Below are 20,698 nucleotides of genomic sequence, written 5' to 3' on the forward strand. Positions count from 1 at the left end.
TTAAGAATTATTCGATAAGACACAAATGATATTAAAGAATATGACCCAGTTTTAATGTGACTACTCGTCGTCGAACAGACTCATTTGCCCTGTGTAGCCTTTAAGTTTTTCCCCCGCAGCGAACTCAAGTTCGGAAAATTCACGATGAGAGTTTAAGAACCTCACCCAGTCGTTTCCGGATTTCTTTCCTGCCAACCATTCTTCAAAAGCTTCCGCCTTTAAAAATAACGGCGAGCGATCATGGCCGGCTTTCAAAATTTCCGCAGTGGGCTCGGTCGTGATAATCGCAAAGGACTCTAACAACTCCCCTGACTCCTGATCCTGCCACACATCCCAAATCCCCGCTGCCGTCAGCAGTTCAGCTTCGGCGCTGCTAATAGAAATCCAGTTCCCTGCGAAGTCCCCGGAATACGCCGCTTCATAGAACTCCTGTATCGGAACAAGACAGTGCCTGGATTCGAAGGGTTTTTTCCACGAAGGCTTGTTTAAAACTTCTTCAATACGAGCATTATAAGTCGCAAACTTAGGTTTTTTTGTACGCGACCATGAAGGGACCAATGAGTAGTTCATCGCCTGAATTTCGCGGTTCTGGGACTTCTGCACTATGATGGGTGCCTGAGTATGAGGGTAAATGACTTGTTTTGGAACGAAGAGCACCGGCGGAAGCTCCACCTTGTAGGTCTTATGTAACAGATTGAATTCGCTCGCTGCTCCGTAACTTGCACACATGACTGCAATTCTAGATGACTTCACTGTCTCTTTTCAAGATTCCATCTGAAATCACTCATCATATTTTAGACGATGTTTCCTAGTTCTACAGTGGGATCAAATATACGTGGTACACGAGTGGCCCCCACCTTGCATATACAAATGAAATCGGGGGAATATATGAAATTTCAAAGTCTTGGAGTCATCTCAGCATTATCATCCTGCTTACTTTTAAGCGCTTGCGCTCCAGATGTCGAATTCATGGCAGCACAAGATCTGTCGTCCCTAGCTGGCGGGGGACCAAACACTGTCCCTGGGACTAAACTTCAAGCCTTTTCCCAAAACGTGGAAGTAAAAGCCAATGCAGACATTGATATCCTATTCGTGGTCGATAACTCGGGCTCCATGGCAGAAGAGCAAAAAAACTTTTCATCAAAAATTAACGGCTTCATGAATATTATCAAAGATGCCAACTGGCATGTCGCTTTGACGACAACGGATCCGCGCACAACGACTCCTGCGCCAGATAAAACAGCCCGCGCTTGGGGTGACGGTCAATTCCGTCCATTTGACTCTGATACGGGCAGTCTGTTTGTCCTTAAAGCAAGTCAACACTCTTTAAATGATGCCCAAACCAAACTCTCTGCCGCAATCAACGTAGGCCTTCTGGGTGATGGTAGTGAGCGCGCAATCAACTCCGCTTACCGTGCAATTGAACGCACAGCAAATACCCCAGCGAATCAGGATTTCTTTCGCGAAAAATCCAAACTGGTTGTGATCGCGATCTCTGATGAAGACGAGTGTTCCAATGGTAAGTGCGCCACCACACCTGAAAAAAGTGTGCCGGAAAACCTGGTAAAAATGGTTCAATCCCGCTTTGGCGTAGACAAGGTCTTCATGTTCAACTCGATTGCAAGAGCTGCGACCGATGCGAACTGCAAAACTGCGGTATTGACTCCGATCTATGAGTCCATGGCAAAACTGACTGGTGGTTTGATGGGTTCAGTGTGCGCGGCGGATTACACTTCCATCCTGACTTCGATGGGTGTGAAAACTGTGGAACTGGTTAAATCAATAAACTTGGGTTGCAACCCAGTGGATGCCGACAAAGATGGCGAACTGGATTTCGCATTAGTGGATACAAAAGGCCAAAAGGTTGCGACGGGTTATTCAATCAGCGGAACGACAGTGACCTTCGCTGCTAATTTGCCAGAGGGATCTTACACAGCTGCTTATATGTGTGAGACACTGGTTCCGCACTAAGCAACAGTTTTTCAGCAAAAAAAAGCCGCGCTCTCCGCGGCTTTTTTTTATTCAACTATTTGCAGTTCAAAGTGCCTTTTACTACATTCACAGAAGGAACATTGCTTTCCTGCGCTACGTGCGCTTGGCCAGCTGCAAATTGTACGATGTACTTGTTGCCGCCAGGGATGATTTCCACACACTCAGTCACTGGAATGTCTGCAGCGAAAGTTGTGCAGCTCATGTCGATAACGAATTCGCGGTAGTCAAAAGCCAAAGTAGCATTGCCAGTTGCAGGCAATTCAAAAGCAGCGTGCGTGCCAGAGTTCAAAGAGCCTTGACATTGAACAGTTTCAGCCGCGAAAGCCGGACCAGAGATCAAAAGAGCAGAAAGAGCGATTAGGTGTTTCATCGAAAATCCTTAAGGTTATAGTTGCGAGGGCACTTATAACCTAAAAGACCATTTTGAATTGTTTGATTCCGGTTAAGATAGCGTTAGAACGACCTAAAATCGCTAGGCCAAAACCTCTAAGGCGTCATTCACTTGTAGGGTACCATCGTTTTCAGGAATCCAAAGGGTGCCGAAATTCACCTTATTACCAACATCACGGCGATAAGTAGCTAAAGTGGCCAATGGCTCTGCGCCCTGACTGACTCCAGATTGTTGATCAATTGTCGTGATTTTGCAGCGGGCACTTAATTTGGGCTGCGAGAAAACCACATTGCCGATTTTAATTCTTTTCCAAGAGTCTTCTTCGAACGCCTTTTGTCCCTGAATAACTATATTGGGACGAAAACGATTCATCGGCACGGGTGTCGCTAACTTGGAATTCAAATCTTCAAGACTTTTAGTATTTACCAACAAAATAGGTCTGCCATCGGCAAAGCGAACTTCCGGCTTCCACTCTTTATTGGTGGAAAGGACCCGGCGCTGGGAAAAAGGAGCATAGCGAACCAGTCGTACATTCACACCCAAGTACTGGGACAATGCCTGGGAATAAAGATCAGGTTCCAGAGCGGCTGTGAATGAGTCATTCCAAACTTGCACTTTAACTTCGCGGCTGAAAGAAGTTTTTCGGCCGATTTTAAAGAACATTTTCTCAAAGGCCAGCGTCAGAGATGCGGGTTCATAGACCGCATTGACAGTCGCAAGCTTCGGCAAAGTACGCTGTGACACGAACTTTCCAGTTTCATCCACCAGCATCCACTCGCGATCGCCCTCAGGCCCCTCGTGAGTGATCTTCATCAAGGACAAGTTTTGTGCCCTGCCCGACTTTAATGGATAAATGCTTAATTCCGAAACTTGCATAACGATTATTGAACCGATTTAGGATCTGCAGGAGGAGGAACTGGTGCACCCGTTTCTGGCTTCACCATAGGAACTTGTTCGCGGGAAACTTTCACCAGTTTCTTTTTTTCGATTTTCAAAGCCACTTCGTGAGACTCGCACACTGTTTCAGCATCATCGCAGACGTAAAAGCTGATGGAAAAAGATTTGTCTTTAGCTTTAGAAGCATCAAACACAATCAATTTTTCAGTTTTTTTTGCAGGCTCAATCGCACCCATTTCGCCATCAATGTACAAACCCGCTGGGGCTTCTGTATTGAAGTGAAAACCTTTATCCAAAGTCGTCATGATTTTTTTGCCAGACAATTTGTGATGGTCTTTCCCATCAGACAAACGAGTGGCAAATGAAATGGAAGGAATCAAAGCTGCGAAAATAATAAGTGCATTTAAAGTTCTCATGCATTTATTAGACGGCGCCAGGGCATTCGCAGTCAACCCTGGCAGTCAAATACCTCTGCTGTGGTTCCGCAGTGCATCCCAAAACTTAATTTTTTCTGCTTTCTTTGAATCCATAAAAGCAAATGAACAAGTAACACACCATTGGCAGAACAAAGGCGTGCTGCAAATTTACGCGATCCGCGATTACACCTTGAATTAAAGGAATAATCGCTCCACCCACGATGGCCATCACAAGTAAACTTGAAGCTTTTTCGGTCGCAGCCCCAAGACCGCGGATACCCAAACTGAAAATCGTCGGAAACATGATTGAGTTAAATAAACCCACTGCCAATAACGTCCATGCAGCAACCGGCCCGGTACTTAACACAGCTCCCGCAACCAACAAAGAAGCCACAGCTGCAGCAATTCCCAGCATCTTTGCGGGATTCCATTTTCTCATCAAAAAGGCCCCGACAAAGCGTCCCACCAAAGCGCCGCCCCAATAAATCGGTACAAGCCCCGCAGCTGAGCTTTCAGAAACTCCCATGATATCTGATTGAGCCATGAAGTTGATCAGAAAGCTTCCGATAGATACTTCAGCCCCCACGTACAAAAACAATGCAATCACTCCCAGAACCAAATTCGGATGCTTGAAGGCTTGCGCAAAGGTGGCTTCATTTTTCACAGCTGCTGTTTTCTCGTCCTGCAGATTTGGAAGTTTTAGCAGGTACATACCCACTGCGAGCAAAAGTAAAATCAATCCCAGAACCAGATAAGGTCCCTGAACGGCTTGTGCTTGTTCAGTTTTGTAAGCGAGTTGCTCGGCCAATCCCATTCCCGCCAATTGATCTGCGGTTAATACTGTGGCCGACAAAATAAATAACCCACCAATTTTTGGCGCGACCGTTGTACCTAGTGAATTCAACGCTTGCGCCAGATTCAAGCGACTGGAAGCGGTTTCTTCTGTTCCCAACAAAGTCACATAGGCGTTGGCAGCAACCTGCAAAACAGTGATCCCTGAAGCCAACACAAACAGTGCGCAAAGAAACAGAGGATAGGACTCCATTTTTGCTGCCGGTAAAAACAAAAAGGCCCCCAGGGCTGAAACAAAAAGTCCGGCACTGATGCTGTTTTTATAACCAAGTTTGCCAACCAGGAATCCCGCCGGCAAAGACATGATGAAGTAGGCCCCAAAGAACGTGAACTGAATCAAAGCGCTCTCGGTGTAGCTAAGGGAAAAGACTCCCTTGAGATGTGGAATCAAGATGTCATTTAAGCAGGTTAAAAATCCCCACATAAAGAAAATGGAGGAAACAATGATCAAGGCCTTCTTGCGCTGAGCTTCATTCATAGTATTCATACGATGAGCGTAGCAGTGCTTGTTTTGGGGCACAAGACCTTAGTCTTTGCGACTTCGGGTCCGTTTTTATTTCTGGGGAAGCCAGCAAGATCCAATTATACTAGCATGGAGCTTTAGGGAATCTGAAGGGGTCAGGAGTTTTACTGTGCGAACACTACTAATTTTGATCTTTACAGTGCTCACCGCCAGTGTTGCAGGTGCCGCCCCAACGCATAAGGACCTTGAAGCACAAGATGCCGATTGGCTTCGTCAATACATGCTTCGCTTTGGCTTTTCCAAGTCCTTCACCGAAGAATCCATCGCAAACTACGAACCAAAATCCTTTGGACGAGTGGTTTCATTGAATCTGTTGGGCTTTCTGACTCCGTCAGGTGCTCACCTGACCGAGCTTGATCCCAAAGCCGTTAAGAAAGCTGCGACCTTTATCAAAGAAAACACCGAGGCCTTTAAGACTGCGCAACAACAGTTTGGTGTGCCGGCAGAAGTGGTATCTTCCCTGCTGTGGATTGAAACTCGTCATGGTGAAGACACCGGCACTTTTCACATCGTAAGTGTTTTTCTGCATCTGATTCAGTCCCGCAATCCCGAGAACCTGAAAATTCTGACGCAGATGGCTCTAGAAAAAAACAAAGCAGTAAAAAAATATAAACGCCCGGAACTGGTGGCGTTGATGCAAAAACGCGTGGAAAGCAAATCCAAATGGGCGGAAGAGCAACTGATCGCCCTAGCTGAAGTGCGTAAGAAAAAGCATCTGAACCTGGTAAAATTGCGTGGTTCTTACGCAGGGGCCTTCGGACTGCCGCAATTTATTCCTTCAAGCTATCGTGATTTTTCAGCCTCGATAAAGCCTGACGCCACCCCTGATCTTTCAGCCCCGGCGGATGCGATCATGAGTGTTGCGAACTACCTAAAACAAAGTGGCTGGCAGCAAAAGAACCTGGAAGCTCAGGTCACTGCCCTAATGAAATATAACAACAGCCGGGACTACGCGACTGGGATCTTAAACATCTCCCAAAAAGTACCACCCCTACCGCCGGTCCCTCTGGAAAACAAAACGGCCACCAGCCAGTAGAATAATTTCACACCCCTCAGGAGCACCTCAATCGGGGTCTTCCCCGCCAAGCATTAAGGGCCATCCCGAATATTACAACCGACCCCGTTTGCGAGGAACTTTTCAGAGTCGCACAAGGGCTCATTTGAACCATTGACGCCCAGTACAATTTGGATTACAGATTTGCCACAAATATAGCGGGCGTAGTGCCCAAGTGGTGAAAGAAAAATGAATTCCGTCCATGACGTGAGCCTTCCAAAATTGATGCTGAAATCAGCCCGATTTTTCCTCCTTTCATCGCTTTTCGCGGTCTGCAGTGCATTTGCACAAACGCAAGTACCGAACTCTCCCCTTCTGACTCCTGAAACTCCGGTAAACTCATTCGTAGCTTTGTGCTATCACGATGTGAACAACGGTTTTATCGGCAACTCTTTCAGCATCCGCACGAAAGATTTAGTAGAGCAGTTCGAATATCTGAAAGCCCACTACAACGTGATCAGCCTGCAGGATGTTCGCGACGCCAATCAGGGCAAAAAGACTCTTCCACCGAAAGCAGTTCTGATCACTGTCGATGACGGTTTGGTTTCTTTTTATGAAAACGTTTATCCGCTTTTGAAGACCTATAAATTCAAAGCAGTCTTCGCGATCGTCGGCAAATGGACTGAAGAGGGCGCGGCTCCAGATTACGGCTTTAAGGATTCCAATCCAAAAATGTCCAACTGGAAGCAGCTTAAGGAAATGATGAAATCCGGATTGGTAGAGGTGGTTTCGCACTCTTACAATCTTCATCAGGGACAAGTCTTCAATCCTCAGGGCAATCAGGCAGCCATGGCGAGCTACTTTAAGTACGATGCCGCAACCAAAGCGTATCAGTCTGAGGAAGAGTTCGCGAACATCATCCAAGCGGATCTTAAAAAGAACAACGAAGTCATCAAGAAGAATCTGGGCATCGACAACACTGTCGTGGTTTGGCCGTACGGAAAATACAATGAGCTTTCAAGCAAAGCTGCAAAAGCCACAGGCCACACAACGCAAATGAGCCTGGCACCAGGCTTAAACTACGCCAGTGATATTTCTCAAATTGGTCGCGGACTGGTTTTGGCGGATATGGACATTTCCAAATTTGCCACAGCTTTAGAGCATGCTTTTGTCGATAAGTCCCCGCTGCGCATGATCCGCGTGGATCTTGATGGCTTGTGGAAAAAATCCGAAGGCGATACTGAGCAAGTATTGGGTGACCTGCTTGAAGAAACTTTTTCGTTGGGACCGAATGCAGCGATGTTGCAGGCTGTATCTGATTCTGGCGAAGCCTATTTCCTGACCACACATCTGAAAGTTCGCGGTGACTACCTAAGCCGTGCGGCTCATACCATTAAAAACCGCGCTCGAGTGTTATATACTTATGCTCATCTGCCGCGCTCGTTTATTAAAGACACTGACTCTGCAAAGGGTGCCATTCGTGATCTTGCGAAGTATACGGATTTTGACGGGATCTTCTTTGAAGTTTCCGGCAAAGATGATCTTAAGCAAATTCCATTCGCTGATTTAATTGCGTCTGCTCGCTCTATCCGTCCGCAACTGCAATTTGGAATCATCGGCCAAAAAAACGTGGATCCAGACCTGTTTGATTTTGCGGTGATCACTCCTCAGCAACTGGAAAAAGACAAATCCCCAGGCAGCACTCCAGCAAAATTGATTGTGGCGCTACCGAAGGACTATAAGCACGATGCTTCCCACCTGATTGCTCAGGGTTATTTGAATTTGTTTTTCGATGTGAATTTCAAAGGGTACGCGCCGGATGAGGATTTCAAAAATCTGTTCTCGGTGCTTCCAACCATCCCACAACATCCACGGGGAGAGGCGAAATGATTTTATCATATCTACCCGCCATTTTTAAATTCCTGTTCCTGACGACTCCATTCGTACTGCCATTGATCTGGATCATGGGCGCAATGCTGTTCTACTTTAAGCGTGAGCGCAAACGTCAGGAATTGACTGAATTTTCAGAACAATCCTACACGATCCTGATTCCTTGCTTTAACGAGGAAAAAACAGCGGAAGCGACGATTCGCTCCCTGGATATTCTGCCTGCGGATAAATGCGAAATTATCGCCATCAATGATGGCAGCCGTGACAAGACTCAAGCAGTACTTGAAAAACTGGCGATCTCTCGCCCGAATATGCGAGTCATTAACCTTGTACAAAATCGCGGTAAAGCTGCGGCTTTGACTTTGGGTGCAATGGCAAGCCGACATGAATTCATTTTGTGCCTGGATGCGGACTCTGAACTTGAAGCGGATGCACCAAGAATCATGATGGAGCATTTCAAAAATCCTGACGTTGCCGGTGTGACTGGCAATCCGCGCGTAAAAAACCGCGGCACACTTGTAGGCCGTCTTCAGGTAGGTGAATTTTCGGCGTTGGTCGGTATGATCAAACGCTATCACCAGTCTTTGGGACGTCTGTTTGCTTTGTCAGGTGTCTTGGTGATGTTCCGTAGATCCGCTGTTGAAAGCGTTGGCTATTGGGATACTGACACTGTGACTGAAGACGTGGGTATCAGTTGGAAGCTGCAAACTTCCGGTTGGGCTTTGAAGTATGAACCAAAAGCGAAATGTGATGTGTTGATGCCAGACACTTTGAAAGGTCTTTGGAAGCAACGCTTGCGTTGGGCCCAAGGTGGTTTTGAAGTGATCCTGAAACACGGTCGCTCCGTTTTGAATGGTCGCGACACGGGTTTGCGTCTGATTCTTTTGGAATACATTTTCTCTGTGCTATGGGCCTTTATGTTGCCTGTTACTATTGGCTTCGCGATTTTTGGTACGAACCTGCATGAAATCAATTTGAACTATGCCATTTTACTAACTGGCATCATGAGCTTCACACAGTTCGTGGTGGGCATGTTCCTGCACGGTCGCTACGAAAAAGACTCCGGCCTGGGCTTCGTGGCGATTTGGTATCCGTTTGCTTATTGGATGATTAATAGTTTTGTTTTATTTGTGGCGATTCCTAAGGTTCTTTTTGGGCCGAAACGCCAATTCAGTTCTTGGGTTAGTCCCGACCGCGGTGGAGTTACTTATGCGAAAAATAATTGAAACAACTAGCACCCTTGCATTGTGGGTGGTTTTCATTGTCGGCAGCAGCTTGGCTGTTTTTGATTTCTTCTATAACACAGAAGAAAAACTAAACATCGTCAACCATCTGACGTTGATTTCATTGTCACCGCTGATGGCTGTATGTATTTACGTCGGCATGTTGGTCGTGGTTCGTTTCTCCAACTACAAACCCGTGAAAAAGACGATCCCTTGTGAACACGCAGTTCAGTGGTCTGAGTTTGAATTGGCCCAGGCCCGCAGCGGCAAAGTGGTTGATTTGAATTTCCCGGCAGCGGGACTTGCCTGCCAGGTTATGACTCGCAATGAAGTGGCCTCTGTCCTTCACTCTGAAAATCAAACCGTACACGTCACAGTGGCGTCTCAAATGTCCGAAGAGCCTGGATTGGCACTTCTTCCGCAAGCTTTCTAGTACCGAATGAATGCCGTACCTAAAAGGGTACGGCATTTAGTTGAATCCTTAGTCCTGTTTTTCTTTAATCAGTGATCCGTCTTTCGCGCTGACCAGATACTCCATCTTTTTACCGCCTTCAAAACCTTCGACCTCATAAATCCAACCATGTATGAAGGACTTCTTGAAAGACCAATCACCCGATGGTTTTTTGCCCGCAACATTCAAAGACTTAACAACCTCTTCCAAAGTTTTTCTGCCTTCCCCTGGCACCAAGACATCCCCTGCACCGGCCGCATCTCCAGAGGCTTCATCAATCGAGCCGTCGCGATTGAACTCAACCTCCATCAACGTGTTTTTTGAAGTCGTCAGTTTGTATTCGTGACCATCCTGTCGGACGATGTTTCCAGCAGGCACAATCTTAGTCAGGCTTTCGCGATTCTTAGCATCTTCGGTGGGCTTCGCCTGCGCTGGCGCGATAGAAAACATCAATGCTGCTAACAATACTGGAACGATTTGTTTCATGAAAATCCCCCTGAAGATTAAATTTTTGAACAATAGTATCACAACCACTTCTTCAACCTGTCGAGTAATGGTTTGAATTTGATCATTAACAATTATGGGTCCAGTTAAATTTCTTTGGCGTTTGAAATAGATCTGCACAATCTTTAAAGTATTCTTTTGAAACTGAATTTTTTAAACAAGGAGTTCGTTGTGAAAATCGATAGCAAACTTGATTTGGTTCTTGAACGCACTTTGGATTTAACGCCTGAAGAAGTCTGGAAGGGTTGGACAACCCCAGATCTTATCTGCAAATGGTTTTGCCCAGAGCCTTGGAAAGTCACCGAAGCAGAAGTTGATTTACGCCCCGGCGGCATTTTTAAAACTATTATGCAATCACCTGAAGGTGAAAAGTTTCCGAATGCAGGCTGCTTTTTGGAAACTGTTCCGAACAAGAAATTAACTTGGACTGATTGTCTTTTGCCTGATTTCAGACCTGTAGCAAGTATTGAATCCGGTGCGGGTTTGCATTTTACCGCAACTATTTTAATGGAACCGGCAGCCGGCGGAAAAACCAAATACACTGCAATTGCCATGCACCGGGATGAAACTGATCGGAAGAAGCATGAAGAAATGGGCTTTCACCAAGGTTGGGGCATCTGTGCTGACCAATTGGAAAAGCTGATGAAGAGTCTTCGTTAGTTTAATGGCTGCACCTATCGGTGCAGCTTTTCTTTGGCCGTATATGTCTTTTAATATCTCGGTCGTCTTCCTCAGCGCGAAAGTATAAAATCATTCACACATACTGGAGGACACTATGATCGCAGTCACTGGAGCGACCGGACACTTGGGCTTATTGGCAATTAAGGAACTTCTGGATAAGGGTACAAAGTCGAATCAAATAGTAGCTGTCGTAAGAAATAAAGACAAAGCCCAGGACCTGTCTTCAAAGGGCCTCGAAGTTCGTGAGGCCGACTATGGAAATGCAGAGTCATTGGTCAATGCCCTACAGGGTGTTGAAAAACTATTGTTCATTTCCGGAAGTGAAGTAGGCGCCAGAATTCCGCAACACACTAATATTGTGAATGCTGCAAAAAAGGCGAATGTAAAATTCATTGCCTATACCGGAATCTTAAACAGCGACTCCAGCAAATTACTTTTGGCAAAAGAACATCAAGCCACGGAAAAAATGATTAAAGACTCTGGCATCACCCACGCCTTCCTAAGAAATGGCTGGTACATAGAAAACTACACAGAACGCCTGGAGAGTGCTTTGCAAAATGGCGCGATCGTTGGCAGCGCCGGAGACGGAAAAATCAGCGCCGCCACCCGCTCTGACTATGCCGCCGCAGCCGCCGCGGTTATTACCGGCAATACTGCTGAAAACGCAATTTATGAACTTGGAGGCAACGCCTTCACCATGCCTGAGTTTGCAGCGGTGGTCTCAAAGGTCAGCGGTAAAAAGATCGAATACAAAAACATGCCCTCAGGAGAATACGCCAAACTTCTGATGTCTTTCGGTTTACCAACACCCTACGCTGAAGCCCTGGCCGACTCCGACGTCGGAATTTCCCGCGGAGAACTCTACACCAACCGCGACGACCTAAAAAAACTAATCGGCCGTCCGCTAACAACTTTAGAATCCGCCGTAAAGAAAGCCGTTCAATAAACTTACCCAAATCCACCGCCACCGTGGCGGTGGATTCACTACTCCTAGGCGGACAAATCCTATTTCAGAAACAAACTAACGGCTCGTAGATTGTTGGTACATTTTGCAACACCCAAAATCATCCATGGATTTAATGTCTTAAATATGAGACACTGAGGTTGATTTTGATCTGAATTCTGAAGAAATGCGAGAGGGAGATTTTTGAGTTTCCCGTGGAGATCAGAGAAGATTTGGCAGATGCACTGGCTCGACTCGATCAGGGAATGAAGTTGTCCATGCCGTTATCACGTCCAATGCCATCTATCGGATCTGGTGTCCACGAACTACGCCTTAAAGATCGCTCGGGAAACTATCGAGTTATTTATGTCTTCGTAGGCAACGGAGTAATCGCTATGCTGCATGCGTTTGTTAAGAAATCACAAGCAACTCCTCGGCAGAACCTGGAACTCGCAAAACGCCGACTGAAAGAGATTATCGTATGAAAAAGAAGTCTTCTGGAAACGAACTGGCAAAAATGCTCCGCATATCCCCTGCCAAAGGCAACGAAGCGGTTATGAAAGCTCAAATTATATTGGCTGTATCCAAGGTCATTGAAAATGAGAACTTAACCCATACCGAGGTTGCATCCAGATCGAAACTCCCCCGAAGTGCCGTCACAGGCATACTGTCAGGAAGCCTGCAAAAGGTAACAATCGACCGCCTACTTCGACTTGCTGATGCCGTCGGCTTGTCCGCCCACATCGTTTTAAAAAGAACAGCCTAAAAAAAACAAAACCCCAGCCTTCTGAGCCGGGGTTTATCTTACGACCAACTTCTTCAAAGCGGTCAAAATGGTTCGGATGCGAGGCGGAGGGTTATCCCCGCAGCGCAGGCGGGCTATTTGCCCGTCGGAGCGAGGAGATGACCCGACAACGAAGTCAGACGGGCCATTTTCACCGCTTTGCCGATTATAGACCTAGAACGTATGAGAAGATCAATGGCGCAACGATAGTTGCGTCTGATTCAACGATGTACGACGGAGTCGTTGGAGCCAATTTACCCCAAGTGATTTTTTCATTCGGGATCGCACCCGAGTACGAACCGTATGAAGTTGTAGAGTCAGAGATTTGCGCGAAGTAGCTCCACAATGGGATGTCTTCGTGACCCAAGTCTTGTTCCAACATTGGAACTACGCAAATTGGGAAGTCACCAGCGATACCACCACCGATTTGGAAGAAGCCTACTGGAGCTTTTCTAGAAGCAGACATGTACCACTCTGCCCAAGTTTTCATGTATTCGATACCACCTTTAACAGTAGTCGATTTTTTGATGTCACCTTTGATGATGTGACCAGTGAAGATGTTACCCAAAGTAGAGTCTTCCCAACCTGGAACAACCATTGGAAGATTTTTTTCAGCAGCAGCCAACAACCAAGAATTTTTTGGATCGATTTGGAAGTACTGATTCAATTTTCCGGAAAGAAGGATTTTGTACATGAACTCGTGTGGGAAGTATGACTCACCTTTTTTATCAGCGTCTTGCCAGTATTCCAAAACCACGTTTTCAATACGACGGATTGCTTCCTCTTCAGGGATACAAGTGTCAGTTACGCGGTTCAAATGTTTTTCCAAAAGTTTTTGCTCATCAGCCGGAGTCAAATCACGGTAGTTTGGAATGCGCACGTAGTGATCGTGAGCTACCAAGTTGAATACGTCTTCTTCAAGGTTCGCACCTGTGCAAGAGATCGCATGAACTTTACCTTGGCGGATCATTTCAGCCAAAGAAAGACCCAACTCAGCTGTAGACATTGCACCTGCAAGTGTCACAAGCATTTGGCCTTTATTATCGATGTGTTTTTTATAACCAACAGCTGCGTCTTTAAGTGCCGCGGCGTTGAAATGACGATAGTGATGTTCGATAAATTGAGAAATCGGTCCCATGACATGCTCCTGTTAATGCGAAGAGGCGCAAAAGTAGCATGTTTAAGCAAAAACTCAAGCAGAGAATGGCTTTTGTGTAAGTTCAAACAAGGGGAATTACTTCGGTTTTTCCGCCTACCTGCGCCCACCAGCGCGGCGCATCATTTCTAGCTTAACCACAATCGACTATTGCTGCTGCAGATTCTCAAAATGAGACGGGACTGAGGCTTGCACCACTAGAAAGTTATGAATGAACTTAGGGCCCTACCCCGTTATAAGTTTACCTTGCTGTCACTAACCTTGACGGCGCTATGCCATTTTTCGGCGGCGCTGGTCCATGCTAAATCGGACGCACAAAACACATGCATTCAGCCCCAGCTTCTTTCGCTCTATCAGACAAATTCAGAGACCATGAAGTTTCAGGAGTTTGTTGGCACTACAATTCACTGGGCCCCCAACAATCGCAACTATATTTTAACCGTTGCCCATGGAGTTGTTGGATCATCCCGAGTGATTGCCCGTTGTAATAACCAGGCTATTGAAATGCGTGTCGTAGGATTAGATACCAATCGCGACATTGCACTCTTAGAGCCTCTTTCCAAAAGCAGTGTATCTTTTGCGCCATTTTTTAAGCTTCCCCAAGGTCCTCACGCCGCAGCCGTCAGAAGAGTGCAACCTCTGCTTCGCGAAAGAAACACCACAAATCCGAACTCGTTTTCAGATAACCCCGCTTCCCGCCGAAGCTCTTATCTGGAGACTGCCTACGGCTCAGACAAAAAAGATATTGATACTTATGAACATCTTGCATTGATGCATCCATTTTTTAAGAATACGGAGTTCGCTAAAAAGAGGATTGAAGGTCCTTTTTTCAAATGGGCACCTCTGGTCCGTAAAGATCTGGGTATCTATGAGTTACAACAAGCGGACTTTATCAATCAAATTCTGTTAAGTAAAAATGTCACCGCAGGCATGCAAAATCCATTTTATCAATTCAATCCCCATTTTCTGACGATAGGTGTTCGTCCCGGCATGAGCGGGTCCCCGGTTTTTGAATACCTTGATAAAGACGTCAGCACATATAACAACCTACTTACAGGTATGGTGAGTAAAACAAAGTCATTCAGAAAGCTCTCCTTGTTGATTCCTTCAGAGACGATTGAACAAGGAATTGTGGAAATTCTTTCGAAACAAGCGCCCCCCTCCGAACATCTCGATTATAAATACGACCCAAATACGGGACGTCTATTTCCCTACTTCACCTCCAAAAAGCTAGGCCTTTCCTTCAGAAACGCCTGTGATGGGGACTATGCGAATACAAGCACTCTGGATGATGCCAGCTCCGAATCAACTCAGGAAATCGTAAAGAAATATATCAAGAAAGATAAAATTGAATCCCTCAGTGGAAGTCGCGGTGGTGACTGGGGCGATGGTGGCGGTACTATTAAAGACAGCAGGAACTATATCTACTCGCCGTTCTTTACAGACTCCAGACACGTCCCCACGTCCACCTGCACTCGCACCGGTGTTACCGACAACAATGGAATTACGTACGTCGCCTATATTGTTGAGGGAAAAGTACTTCCCCTTCGCAATTTGGATCAGTTGATGAACTACATCCGCGTAAGCGCCAGCAAGAAAAAAAGCAAATTAATTTCTGAATCAGCTCTTGAAAACGTCAAGAAGGCCGTATGTTCGGACTATATCAAGAATCCTCAATCAGCCTGGTTTTCTTTAATTCAACAGGTAACAGAATCCCAGATAAAAAAATGGAATGACGGCGTCAGAATGCCAAGGGGAATTATTTTTAATCAAGGTTCTCTCTTAACCAATAATATTCAACTTTCCTGTGATCAAAGTAATCAAATGAGCTTTAGCCTTTCCACTCCGCTTCTACGTACCTCGGGGAAATCCTTTTTGGCGATGAAAGTAAAAGATCTTCGTGAAACCTCGGAGGTCGAATTGGAGGTCGGAAGCTGCAAGTTTTCAGCTTCTGGAAAAAACTACGGCTTTGAGCGCGTCTACAGACACCCGTTAGCGGACATTCGCATGGTCTATGAACTACCAAGCACTTGGTCAGTTAACATCACCAGCATCGACAAGTCTTGCAACGTAGGCACTACAGATTTTAAGAAAGCCGCAATTCATTTTGATTTCGATTTAGACACGCCCGAAACGGAAAAAACCCGGTCCTTTTTAATGGGCTTGGGAATTTAAAGCTCCCAAGCCTGTTCTTTAGTCAACGATATCTAAGGAAACTGCCGGACAAACTCCAGCACTTACTAAACGGTTTAAACCGTCAAGATACTGCTTTTTGGCCTTTCGATTTGAGAACGACATGTATTGCGGGGAAAACAGAGTTGTCGTCTCGCTTTCAACCGTACGGTCTGCAAGATTTGTAAATTTCCCCCCTTCAACCTTCCAGTGAACTTGGCTTGGAACCAAAAATGGTGGGATGTCTCTTGTGACGCTTGGCAGGCAAAGATCATATTGAGCCTTCAGCATTGGTCTTCTGTTATTAGTTGGACAAACACCGGCCTGCTCTGCAGCTGCTAATATTTTTTTCCTGATGCCGCCGTCGGAGGAGCCCCAGATTCTTGTTTCTTCTGGTCGTCCATCTATGCGGTAGTTCGCTCCAACTACCGAATTGCTGTCAATGTAACAAACTTGAAAGAATGATGGATACTTTGCTTGAGCGCCCATTGGAATAGTAAGTGCCAATAGCACAAGAATAAGATTTTTCATGATATCTCCTGTTAAATACCAGCTTTGAAATCAACGTAACATACGCCAGAGTGCTTACTGACCACTTCACCATTGCGGATCTCAAAAGTGGCCTTGGAACGACCGTGGCCTTTCAATGCCTGGATTTTGATAATTGTTGAGTCGTCTTCAAGATGCTCGATCAAGTTCAATTCAAAGCCTCTTCCGACAGAAACCAGGCCATACTGTTCAAGATGAGCCTCTCTTCTTGAATACTTCATTACCAGGTTTGTAAGCTGAGCTTCTCCATCGATGTTTCCGGAGAAATAATTCCCACTATAAGGACCTTTACCTGGATCGATAACACAAAGAAAGCCACCGGTTTTGTAAGTGCCTTCAGCGGAATCAATATCGCCGTTGCCAGCATAAGCAAGACCTGTCACAAGAAAAACTGCCAGTGCAATAATACTTTTCATAAATACTCCTTTTTTAAAAACTTATTTGTTGGGGTTTTTGATTCGGACGAAATTAGCGTGGTACACATTTGCCTATATATGACGACCACGATGGTTCGATATATTCGCACCCTGGAAAGCCTTCGCAGATACGTGGAAGCTGTTCCGGCGTATTTGCTGCCATTGCCGCAGCAGCGTTGCAGAGAGGTTGTACTTGGTGACGCGTGCGAGGGTCACGGGCCACACAGTCGCCACCTACTTTTTGGGGCGCAATGTAGCGACAGCCAGGATACCCCTCGCATACTTGCGCCGCCCTATCTGGATATTGCGCCATCTGAGCAGCGGCGGCATCGCACAGGTACTTTTGAGAGGCATTATAATGTGGTTTTGCCAGGGCACCTTCCGTCCCTACGAACGCAAGTACCGTCAAGAGTACAAAAATATAGAGTTTATTCATTCTGATCTCCTTTGTTTGTTCAACAGGAAGGAATTTATCGCCTTCCCAAAAACTCCTCCAGGGACTAATGGGGAAGAAACTGTCTAAAAATGAGACACTCGACTGGCGCTGCCTTTGCATTCTTCCTCTATAAGCCCCATGGGCAACACTTATAGGCACCATTGGATCGTCAGCAAGTTGACGATCGATGGACAATTAATGGCAGACTCTGAGGACGAAGATGAAAGCGCGCTATTTAAAAGCATTAGATCACCTAGAGTTAGGCTCCCTCCGGGAAGCCGAGCATCTTATTGAGGATATGCGCCGATTAAATGAACTGACACCAGCGCCGGAAACGGAGCTGCTGCGAAGACTCTTGGCCACCCGTCTGCATTACAAACAGAACAAAGGACTCTCTCAGGGCGATCAATTCCTAAATGAAAATCAAACTACGGACCCGCTCATTAAGGCGGAGGTTTATTTTGTAAAAGGTCTTAATGCTTTTTACGGTGAAGACTTTACAAGTGGCGCGTCGTTCTTCAAAAAAGCAGCAGAGCTCTATCCCCCTGAGGAGTTTGCAGCAAAAGCTCTTTTGGCCAAATACAATGAATATATCGGATTACTAAATTCCCAAGCACTGGACGAAGCCCAGGAAGAGGGGCACCTTTCCCATTTAGAGCGTCTCGCCCATCGAATTGAGGCAGATAAAATTTTAGGAATGATCTTACGGCAAAAGTCTTATCTGCTGGAACGCCGAGGGCATTTGCCTAGTGCTTTTGAGGCGGCAACAGAATCGCAGAAATATTTGAAAAAATCTGGTCCTATCTCAGATTACCAACTGATCACGCTACAGATGTGTGACCTCCTTTTTGAAATGGGACGCACCGACGAAGCGGCTGCGCTCTTTCATGGTTTACTAGGACCTTTTGAAAGCCGTGTGCAGTTTGCTCACGCTTTGGTAAGGGCCAAGATTTCCAAATCTGCAATGCCGTCCCTGACTGACTTTGCAGTCATTCCACCTGTGTGGAAAAATAAAATGGCTGACAAGTCCGCCGTGATCACCGATCGCGTATACGTTTGGTATCCCACGGAAGGCATTCTTAAAACTGATGAAGGAAAAACGGTTTCCTTAAAACGTGATTCGCTGGAAGGAAAGATTTTGATTCTCTTATCTCAAGGACGTAAGGATCGTGCATCCCTCTGTGCGGCACTTTGGCCCGATGACATTGAGATGGAATTGCTCCATGATAGATTGAAGAAATCGCTTAAGCGTTTAAAAGAAAAAAATCCTGACCTCGTCAAATTTGGCTGTGGCTTCTATTCGCTCGCGGTTACGCTCAATATCAGTCAGAAAAAATAAATCATTCCCATCTTCGACTCACGCCAGCCATCAATTACTAACTCCTCCGGGCTTTTGAGCCAACACAGCTTTACTGAAAAACCCCGTGTCTTTACGCAGGTCTGAAAAACCCACAGCCTGCAGTAAATCCTCCATAGGGTGCAGACTGTAGTTCTTATAGAATGGCTCGTGAAAGTCCTTAGGAAATTGTTCTAAGGCCCACTCAAGGTCTTTGGCCTCTTCCTTTTGTAGGGAGTCGACAAAACCGAAGTAACCACCGGGTTTAATCACCCTCATGGCTTCTAAAACAGCTCCATCCCGAACATCTGCAGGTAATTCATGAAAAAGAAAGCAGGAATACACAAAGTCAAAATGTGCATCCTTAAAAGGCAGTTCTTCCGCAGCTCCTTGAACGAAATCCAGGCCGCGAAAGTTTAACAGGTTCTTGCGAGCCTGCTTTAAATAGGGCTCGCTTAGATCCAGAACTGTGATGTGAGCTTTGGGAAAAGCGAGCTTCATAAATCGGGTCAAACGCCCCGTTCCAGCTCCCACTTCCAAAAACCTAAGTCCCGCGCCCTCGTTCAAGAAAACATCCTTGGCGAGGGGGATGATAAGTCTACGCATGGCATCCGCGGCCCCAGCAAAAAGAATCTCCACCTGATGTTCGTAAAGTTCAGCGGACTTTTCAGTCAGGTAACCGCCACTTTGATAATGGAAATTACGCTGATAGTACTCTGGCACATTTGTCAGATATTCCCGTGCTTCCTGATTGAATTCCTTGGCTTCGTGCTCGTGGCGGCGCCGGGAAATATGCAAACCATCAATTAAAATTTTAGGATAACGAAGGGCGTGCTTGGCCAGGTTTTCAGGATATAGAACTTCGAGCGGATAAAGACCTTTATCGATGTTGTCGGTGTCTTTTTTTAAAAGCTTATAAAGTTCCGTGTAGGATTTTTTGATGTTCTTGAGTTCAACAGACGGCCGATCTTTCATCGACCGTGTCACCAAAGCTTCAAGTAAAGGCAAAGTGAATTGTTGCGCGGTAAAGTGCGCAGAACGGGCTAATGAATAGCCCAGACTTAATTTATTTCGCAGGAGTTGCTTCTTTGGCATTGGTCACCTTCTTTGTTTGTGCCCAATGTCTAAATGTTAAACCCAGGAGCACCAGCCCCGCAACGATCACTAGTCCCACCATGGTAAACCACATTGCTACGATCATGCTTTTGCTCCCTCTTGAGTTGCTGCGGCCACTGCCGCGCGAATTTCATTCACAATGTGTGATGCCATCACCAGACCAAACGCCCCTGTGATATAACTTGCGGAACCGTAAATCATATTTCGGTTGTCACAACCGTGGAAATCATTGGTCTTAGGGCACACGCATTTAAAGCCCATGCCCTTATCGTACGTAAGCTCTTCCGGCATCATCACAGGTTCATCAGAGAACACGCAAGGAATTCCGAATTCTTTTTCCGGGAAATCGTATTTTTGACGAAGAATTTTACGCAGCTGATGCGCCAATGGACAAGTGTGAGTGACACCCAGATCTTTTTTCTGAATACGAAGTGGATCCATTTTTGCCGCAGAACCGGCAGAGGTGATCACGTGAATGTTTTCCTTCACACACGTCGCCAACAAGTGGGCTTTCGCCGTCAAATTATCGATAGCATCGATCAAGAAATCAGGTTTGATCGCCAGCATGCGATCAGAATTTTCAGCATTATAAAATTCTGGAATAACTGTGACTTTCATCTGCGGATTGATTTTGCGCAGACGCTCGCCCATGACTTCGGCTTTTTTCTTACCGACCATGCCTTGGATGGCGTGCAATTGACGATTGGTGTTGGTGATACAAACTTCGTCGAAATCGACAACAGTGATGTGACCTACACCTGAACGCGCCAAAGATTCAGCCGCCCAGGAACCGACTCCGCCAATGCCCACCACCATCACGTGCGTGTTCATCAGTTTCTTCATCGTGGCATCGCCCACCAAACGTCCCATGCGATCAAAGCGACGGTGCAAAACGTATTCTGTTTCCGGCGGTTGTTGCGGGTTTTGATTCAGTGTCGGTGCTGTCGGTGTTTGAGTGTCAGTAGTATCCATTTAT

24 protein-coding genes are annotated in these 20,698 nt (G+C 46.1%); 11 read left to right on the forward strand and 13 right to left on the reverse strand.

The annotated features are described in order from the left end of the window. Positions 1-60 precede the first annotated feature (60 nt). Positions 61-753: an SOS response-associated peptidase gene (locus tag ACLVWU_RS11595; protein WP_413574877.1), complete on the reverse strand. Its 693-nt coding sequence runs from the start codon at positions 751-753 to the stop codon at positions 61-63. Between the two features lie 135 nt (positions 754-888). Here ACLVWU_RS11595 and ACLVWU_RS11600 point away from each other — a divergent pair, with 135 nt between their 5' ends. Continuing rightward, positions 889-1,971 (forward strand): hypothetical protein, encoded by a 1,083-nt coding sequence (locus ACLVWU_RS11600; RefSeq protein WP_413574879.1) that lies wholly within the window; start codon positions 889-891, stop codon positions 1,969-1,971. Positions 1,972-2,026: 55 nt separating this feature from the next. Here the strand turns inward: ACLVWU_RS11600 and ACLVWU_RS11605 are convergent, their stop codons facing one another. The 4 genes from ACLVWU_RS11605 to fucP form a co-directional block, all read right to left on the reverse strand. Continuing rightward, a complete protein-coding gene (locus ACLVWU_RS11605) occupies positions 2,027-2,362 on the reverse strand; it encodes a hypothetical protein (protein WP_413574880.1) in 336 nt (111 codons plus the stop codon). 102 nt (positions 2,363-2,464) lie between these two features. Further along, positions 2,465-3,259, reverse strand: a complete 795-nt coding sequence (locus tag ACLVWU_RS11610) for an MOSC domain-containing protein (protein ID WP_413574881.1) — start codon at positions 3,257-3,259, stop codon at positions 2,465-2,467. Between the two features lie 5 nt (positions 3,260-3,264). Beyond that, positions 3,265-3,696: a hypothetical protein gene (locus tag ACLVWU_RS11615; protein WP_413574882.1), complete on the reverse strand. Its 432-nt coding sequence runs from the start codon at positions 3,694-3,696 to the stop codon at positions 3,265-3,267. An 85-nt stretch (positions 3,697-3,781) separates the two neighbouring features. Further along, positions 3,782-5,035, reverse strand: coding sequence for an L-fucose:H+ symporter permease (fucP, locus tag ACLVWU_RS11620; RefSeq protein WP_413574883.1), 1,254 nt, complete (start codon positions 5,033-5,035; stop codon positions 3,782-3,784). Positions 5,036-5,180: 145 nt separating this feature from the next. Between fucP and ACLVWU_RS11625 the strand changes: the two genes are divergently transcribed. The 4 genes from ACLVWU_RS11625 (at position 5,181) to ACLVWU_RS11640 (ending at position 9,611) form a co-directional block, all read left to right on the forward strand. Then, a complete protein-coding gene (locus ACLVWU_RS11625) occupies positions 5,181-6,107 on the forward strand; it encodes a lytic murein transglycosylase (protein ID WP_413574885.1) in 927 nt (308 codons plus the stop codon). A 207-nt stretch (positions 6,108-6,314) separates the two neighbouring features. Continuing rightward, on the forward strand, positions 6,315-7,955 hold the full coding sequence (gene pgaB, locus ACLVWU_RS11630; RefSeq protein ID WP_413574886.1) for a poly-beta-1,6-N-acetyl-D-glucosamine N-deacetylase PgaB: 1,641 nt from the start codon (positions 6,315-6,317) through the stop codon (positions 7,953-7,955). Beyond that, positions 7,952-9,181: a poly-beta-1,6-N-acetyl-D-glucosamine synthase gene (gene pgaC, locus ACLVWU_RS11635; protein WP_413574887.1), complete on the forward strand. Its 1,230-nt coding sequence runs from the start codon at positions 7,952-7,954 to the stop codon at positions 9,179-9,181. Before pgaB ends, pgaC begins: the two co-directional genes overlap by 4 nt. Beyond that, positions 9,165-9,611, forward strand: coding sequence for a hypothetical protein (locus tag ACLVWU_RS11640; protein ID WP_413574888.1), 447 nt, complete (start codon positions 9,165-9,167; stop codon positions 9,609-9,611). Before pgaC ends, ACLVWU_RS11640 begins: the two co-directional genes overlap by 17 nt. Before the next feature lie 48 nt (positions 9,612-9,659). Here ACLVWU_RS11640 and ACLVWU_RS11645 read toward each other — a convergent pair whose 3' ends face one another. Further along, entirely contained in the window at positions 9,660-10,115 is a 456-nt protein-coding gene (locus ACLVWU_RS11645; protein WP_413574889.1) for a hypothetical protein, read from the reverse strand. Positions 10,116-10,304: 189 nt separating this feature from the next. On the opposite strand from ACLVWU_RS11645, the gene ACLVWU_RS11650 reads away from it, so the two are divergent. The 4 genes from ACLVWU_RS11650 to ACLVWU_RS11665 all read left to right on the forward strand — a co-directional run bounded on the left by ACLVWU_RS11650 (position 10,305) and on the right by ACLVWU_RS11665 (position 12,523). Further along, a complete protein-coding gene (locus tag ACLVWU_RS11650; protein ID WP_413574890.1) occupies positions 10,305-10,793 on the forward strand; it encodes an SRPBCC family protein in 489 nt (162 codons plus the stop codon). A 115-nt stretch (positions 10,794-10,908) separates the two neighbouring features. Further along, positions 10,909-11,760 carry an SDR family oxidoreductase gene (locus ACLVWU_RS11655; protein ID WP_413574892.1) on the forward strand — a complete coding sequence of 284 codons (852 nt, stop codon included), beginning with the start codon at positions 10,909-10,911 and terminating at the stop codon, positions 11,758-11,760. A 197-nt stretch (positions 11,761-11,957) separates the two neighbouring features. Then, on the forward strand, positions 11,958-12,242 hold the full coding sequence (locus ACLVWU_RS11660; protein ID WP_413578790.1) for a type II toxin-antitoxin system RelE/ParE family toxin: 285 nt from the start codon (positions 11,958-11,960) through the stop codon (positions 12,240-12,242). Further along, positions 12,239-12,523 (forward strand): XRE family transcriptional regulator, encoded by a 285-nt coding sequence (locus ACLVWU_RS11665; protein WP_413574893.1) that lies wholly within the window; start codon positions 12,239-12,241, stop codon positions 12,521-12,523. Before ACLVWU_RS11660 ends, ACLVWU_RS11665 begins: the two co-directional genes overlap by 4 nt. A 184-nt stretch (positions 12,524-12,707) precedes the next feature. On the opposite strand, the gene ACLVWU_RS11670 is transcribed toward ACLVWU_RS11665, so the two are convergent. Continuing rightward, positions 12,708-13,679, reverse strand: coding sequence for a deoxyhypusine synthase family protein (locus ACLVWU_RS11670; protein ID WP_413574894.1), 972 nt, complete (start codon positions 13,677-13,679; stop codon positions 12,708-12,710). A 390-nt stretch (positions 13,680-14,069) separates the two neighbouring features. Here ACLVWU_RS11670 and ACLVWU_RS11675 point away from each other — a divergent pair, with 390 nt between their 5' ends. Beyond that, positions 14,070-15,872 carry a hypothetical protein gene (locus ACLVWU_RS11675; RefSeq protein ID WP_413574895.1) on the forward strand — a complete coding sequence of 601 codons (1,803 nt, stop codon included), beginning with the start codon at positions 14,070-14,072 and terminating at the stop codon, positions 15,870-15,872. Positions 15,873-15,890: 18 nt separating this feature from the next. Here ACLVWU_RS11675 and ACLVWU_RS11680 read toward each other — a convergent pair whose 3' ends face one another. Genes ACLVWU_RS11680 through ACLVWU_RS11690 form a run of 3 tightly spaced genes read right to left on the reverse strand, consistent with a single transcriptional unit; the run spans position 15,891 to position 17,270 of the window. Next, a complete protein-coding gene (locus tag ACLVWU_RS11680) occupies positions 15,891-16,400 on the reverse strand; it encodes a hypothetical protein (protein ID WP_413574896.1) in 510 nt (169 codons plus the stop codon). 11 nt (positions 16,401-16,411) lie between these two features. Beyond that, positions 16,412-16,834, reverse strand: a complete 423-nt coding sequence (locus ACLVWU_RS11685) for a hypothetical protein (protein WP_413574897.1) — start codon at positions 16,832-16,834, stop codon at positions 16,412-16,414. Positions 16,835-16,886: 52 nt separating this feature from the next. Beyond that, on the reverse strand, positions 16,887-17,270 hold the full coding sequence (locus tag ACLVWU_RS11690) for a hypothetical protein (protein ID WP_413574898.1): 384 nt from the start codon (positions 17,268-17,270) through the stop codon (positions 16,887-16,889). Positions 17,271-17,490: 220 nt separating this feature from the next. Here ACLVWU_RS11690 and ACLVWU_RS11695 point away from each other — a divergent pair, with 220 nt between their 5' ends. Beyond that, complete coding sequence (locus tag ACLVWU_RS11695) at positions 17,491-18,609, forward strand: hypothetical protein (protein WP_413574899.1); 1,119 nt, start codon at positions 17,491-17,493, stop codon at positions 18,607-18,609. Positions 18,610-18,639: 30 nt separating this feature from the next. On the opposite strand, the gene ACLVWU_RS11700 is transcribed toward ACLVWU_RS11695, so the two are convergent. From ACLVWU_RS11700 to ACLVWU_RS11710, 3 genes are read right to left on the reverse strand one after another with little or no spacing between them, the layout of a single operon-like run. After that, the gene (locus ACLVWU_RS11700; RefSeq protein ID WP_413574900.1) at positions 18,640-19,701 is read right to left on the reverse strand and encodes a class I SAM-dependent methyltransferase; all 1,062 of its coding nucleotides are present in this window, start codon (positions 19,699-19,701) and stop codon (positions 18,640-18,642) included. Then, positions 19,673-19,807, reverse strand: a complete 135-nt coding sequence (locus ACLVWU_RS11705; protein WP_413574901.1) for a hypothetical protein — start codon at positions 19,805-19,807, stop codon at positions 19,673-19,675. Before ACLVWU_RS11705 ends, ACLVWU_RS11700 begins: the two co-directional genes overlap by 29 nt. Continuing rightward, positions 19,804-20,694 carry a ThiF family adenylyltransferase gene (locus tag ACLVWU_RS11710; RefSeq protein WP_413574902.1) on the reverse strand — a complete coding sequence of 297 codons (891 nt, stop codon included), beginning with the start codon at positions 20,692-20,694 and terminating at the stop codon, positions 19,804-19,806. Before ACLVWU_RS11710 ends, ACLVWU_RS11705 begins: the two co-directional genes overlap by 4 nt. Between the last annotated feature and the right edge of the window lie 4 nt (positions 20,695-20,698).

Origin of the sequence: Bdellovibrio sp. HCB290 (assembly GCF_047305925.1) — a bacterium.
Taxonomy (GTDB): Bacteria; Bdellovibrionota; Bdellovibrionia; order Bdellovibrionales; family Bdellovibrionaceae; genus Bdellovibrio.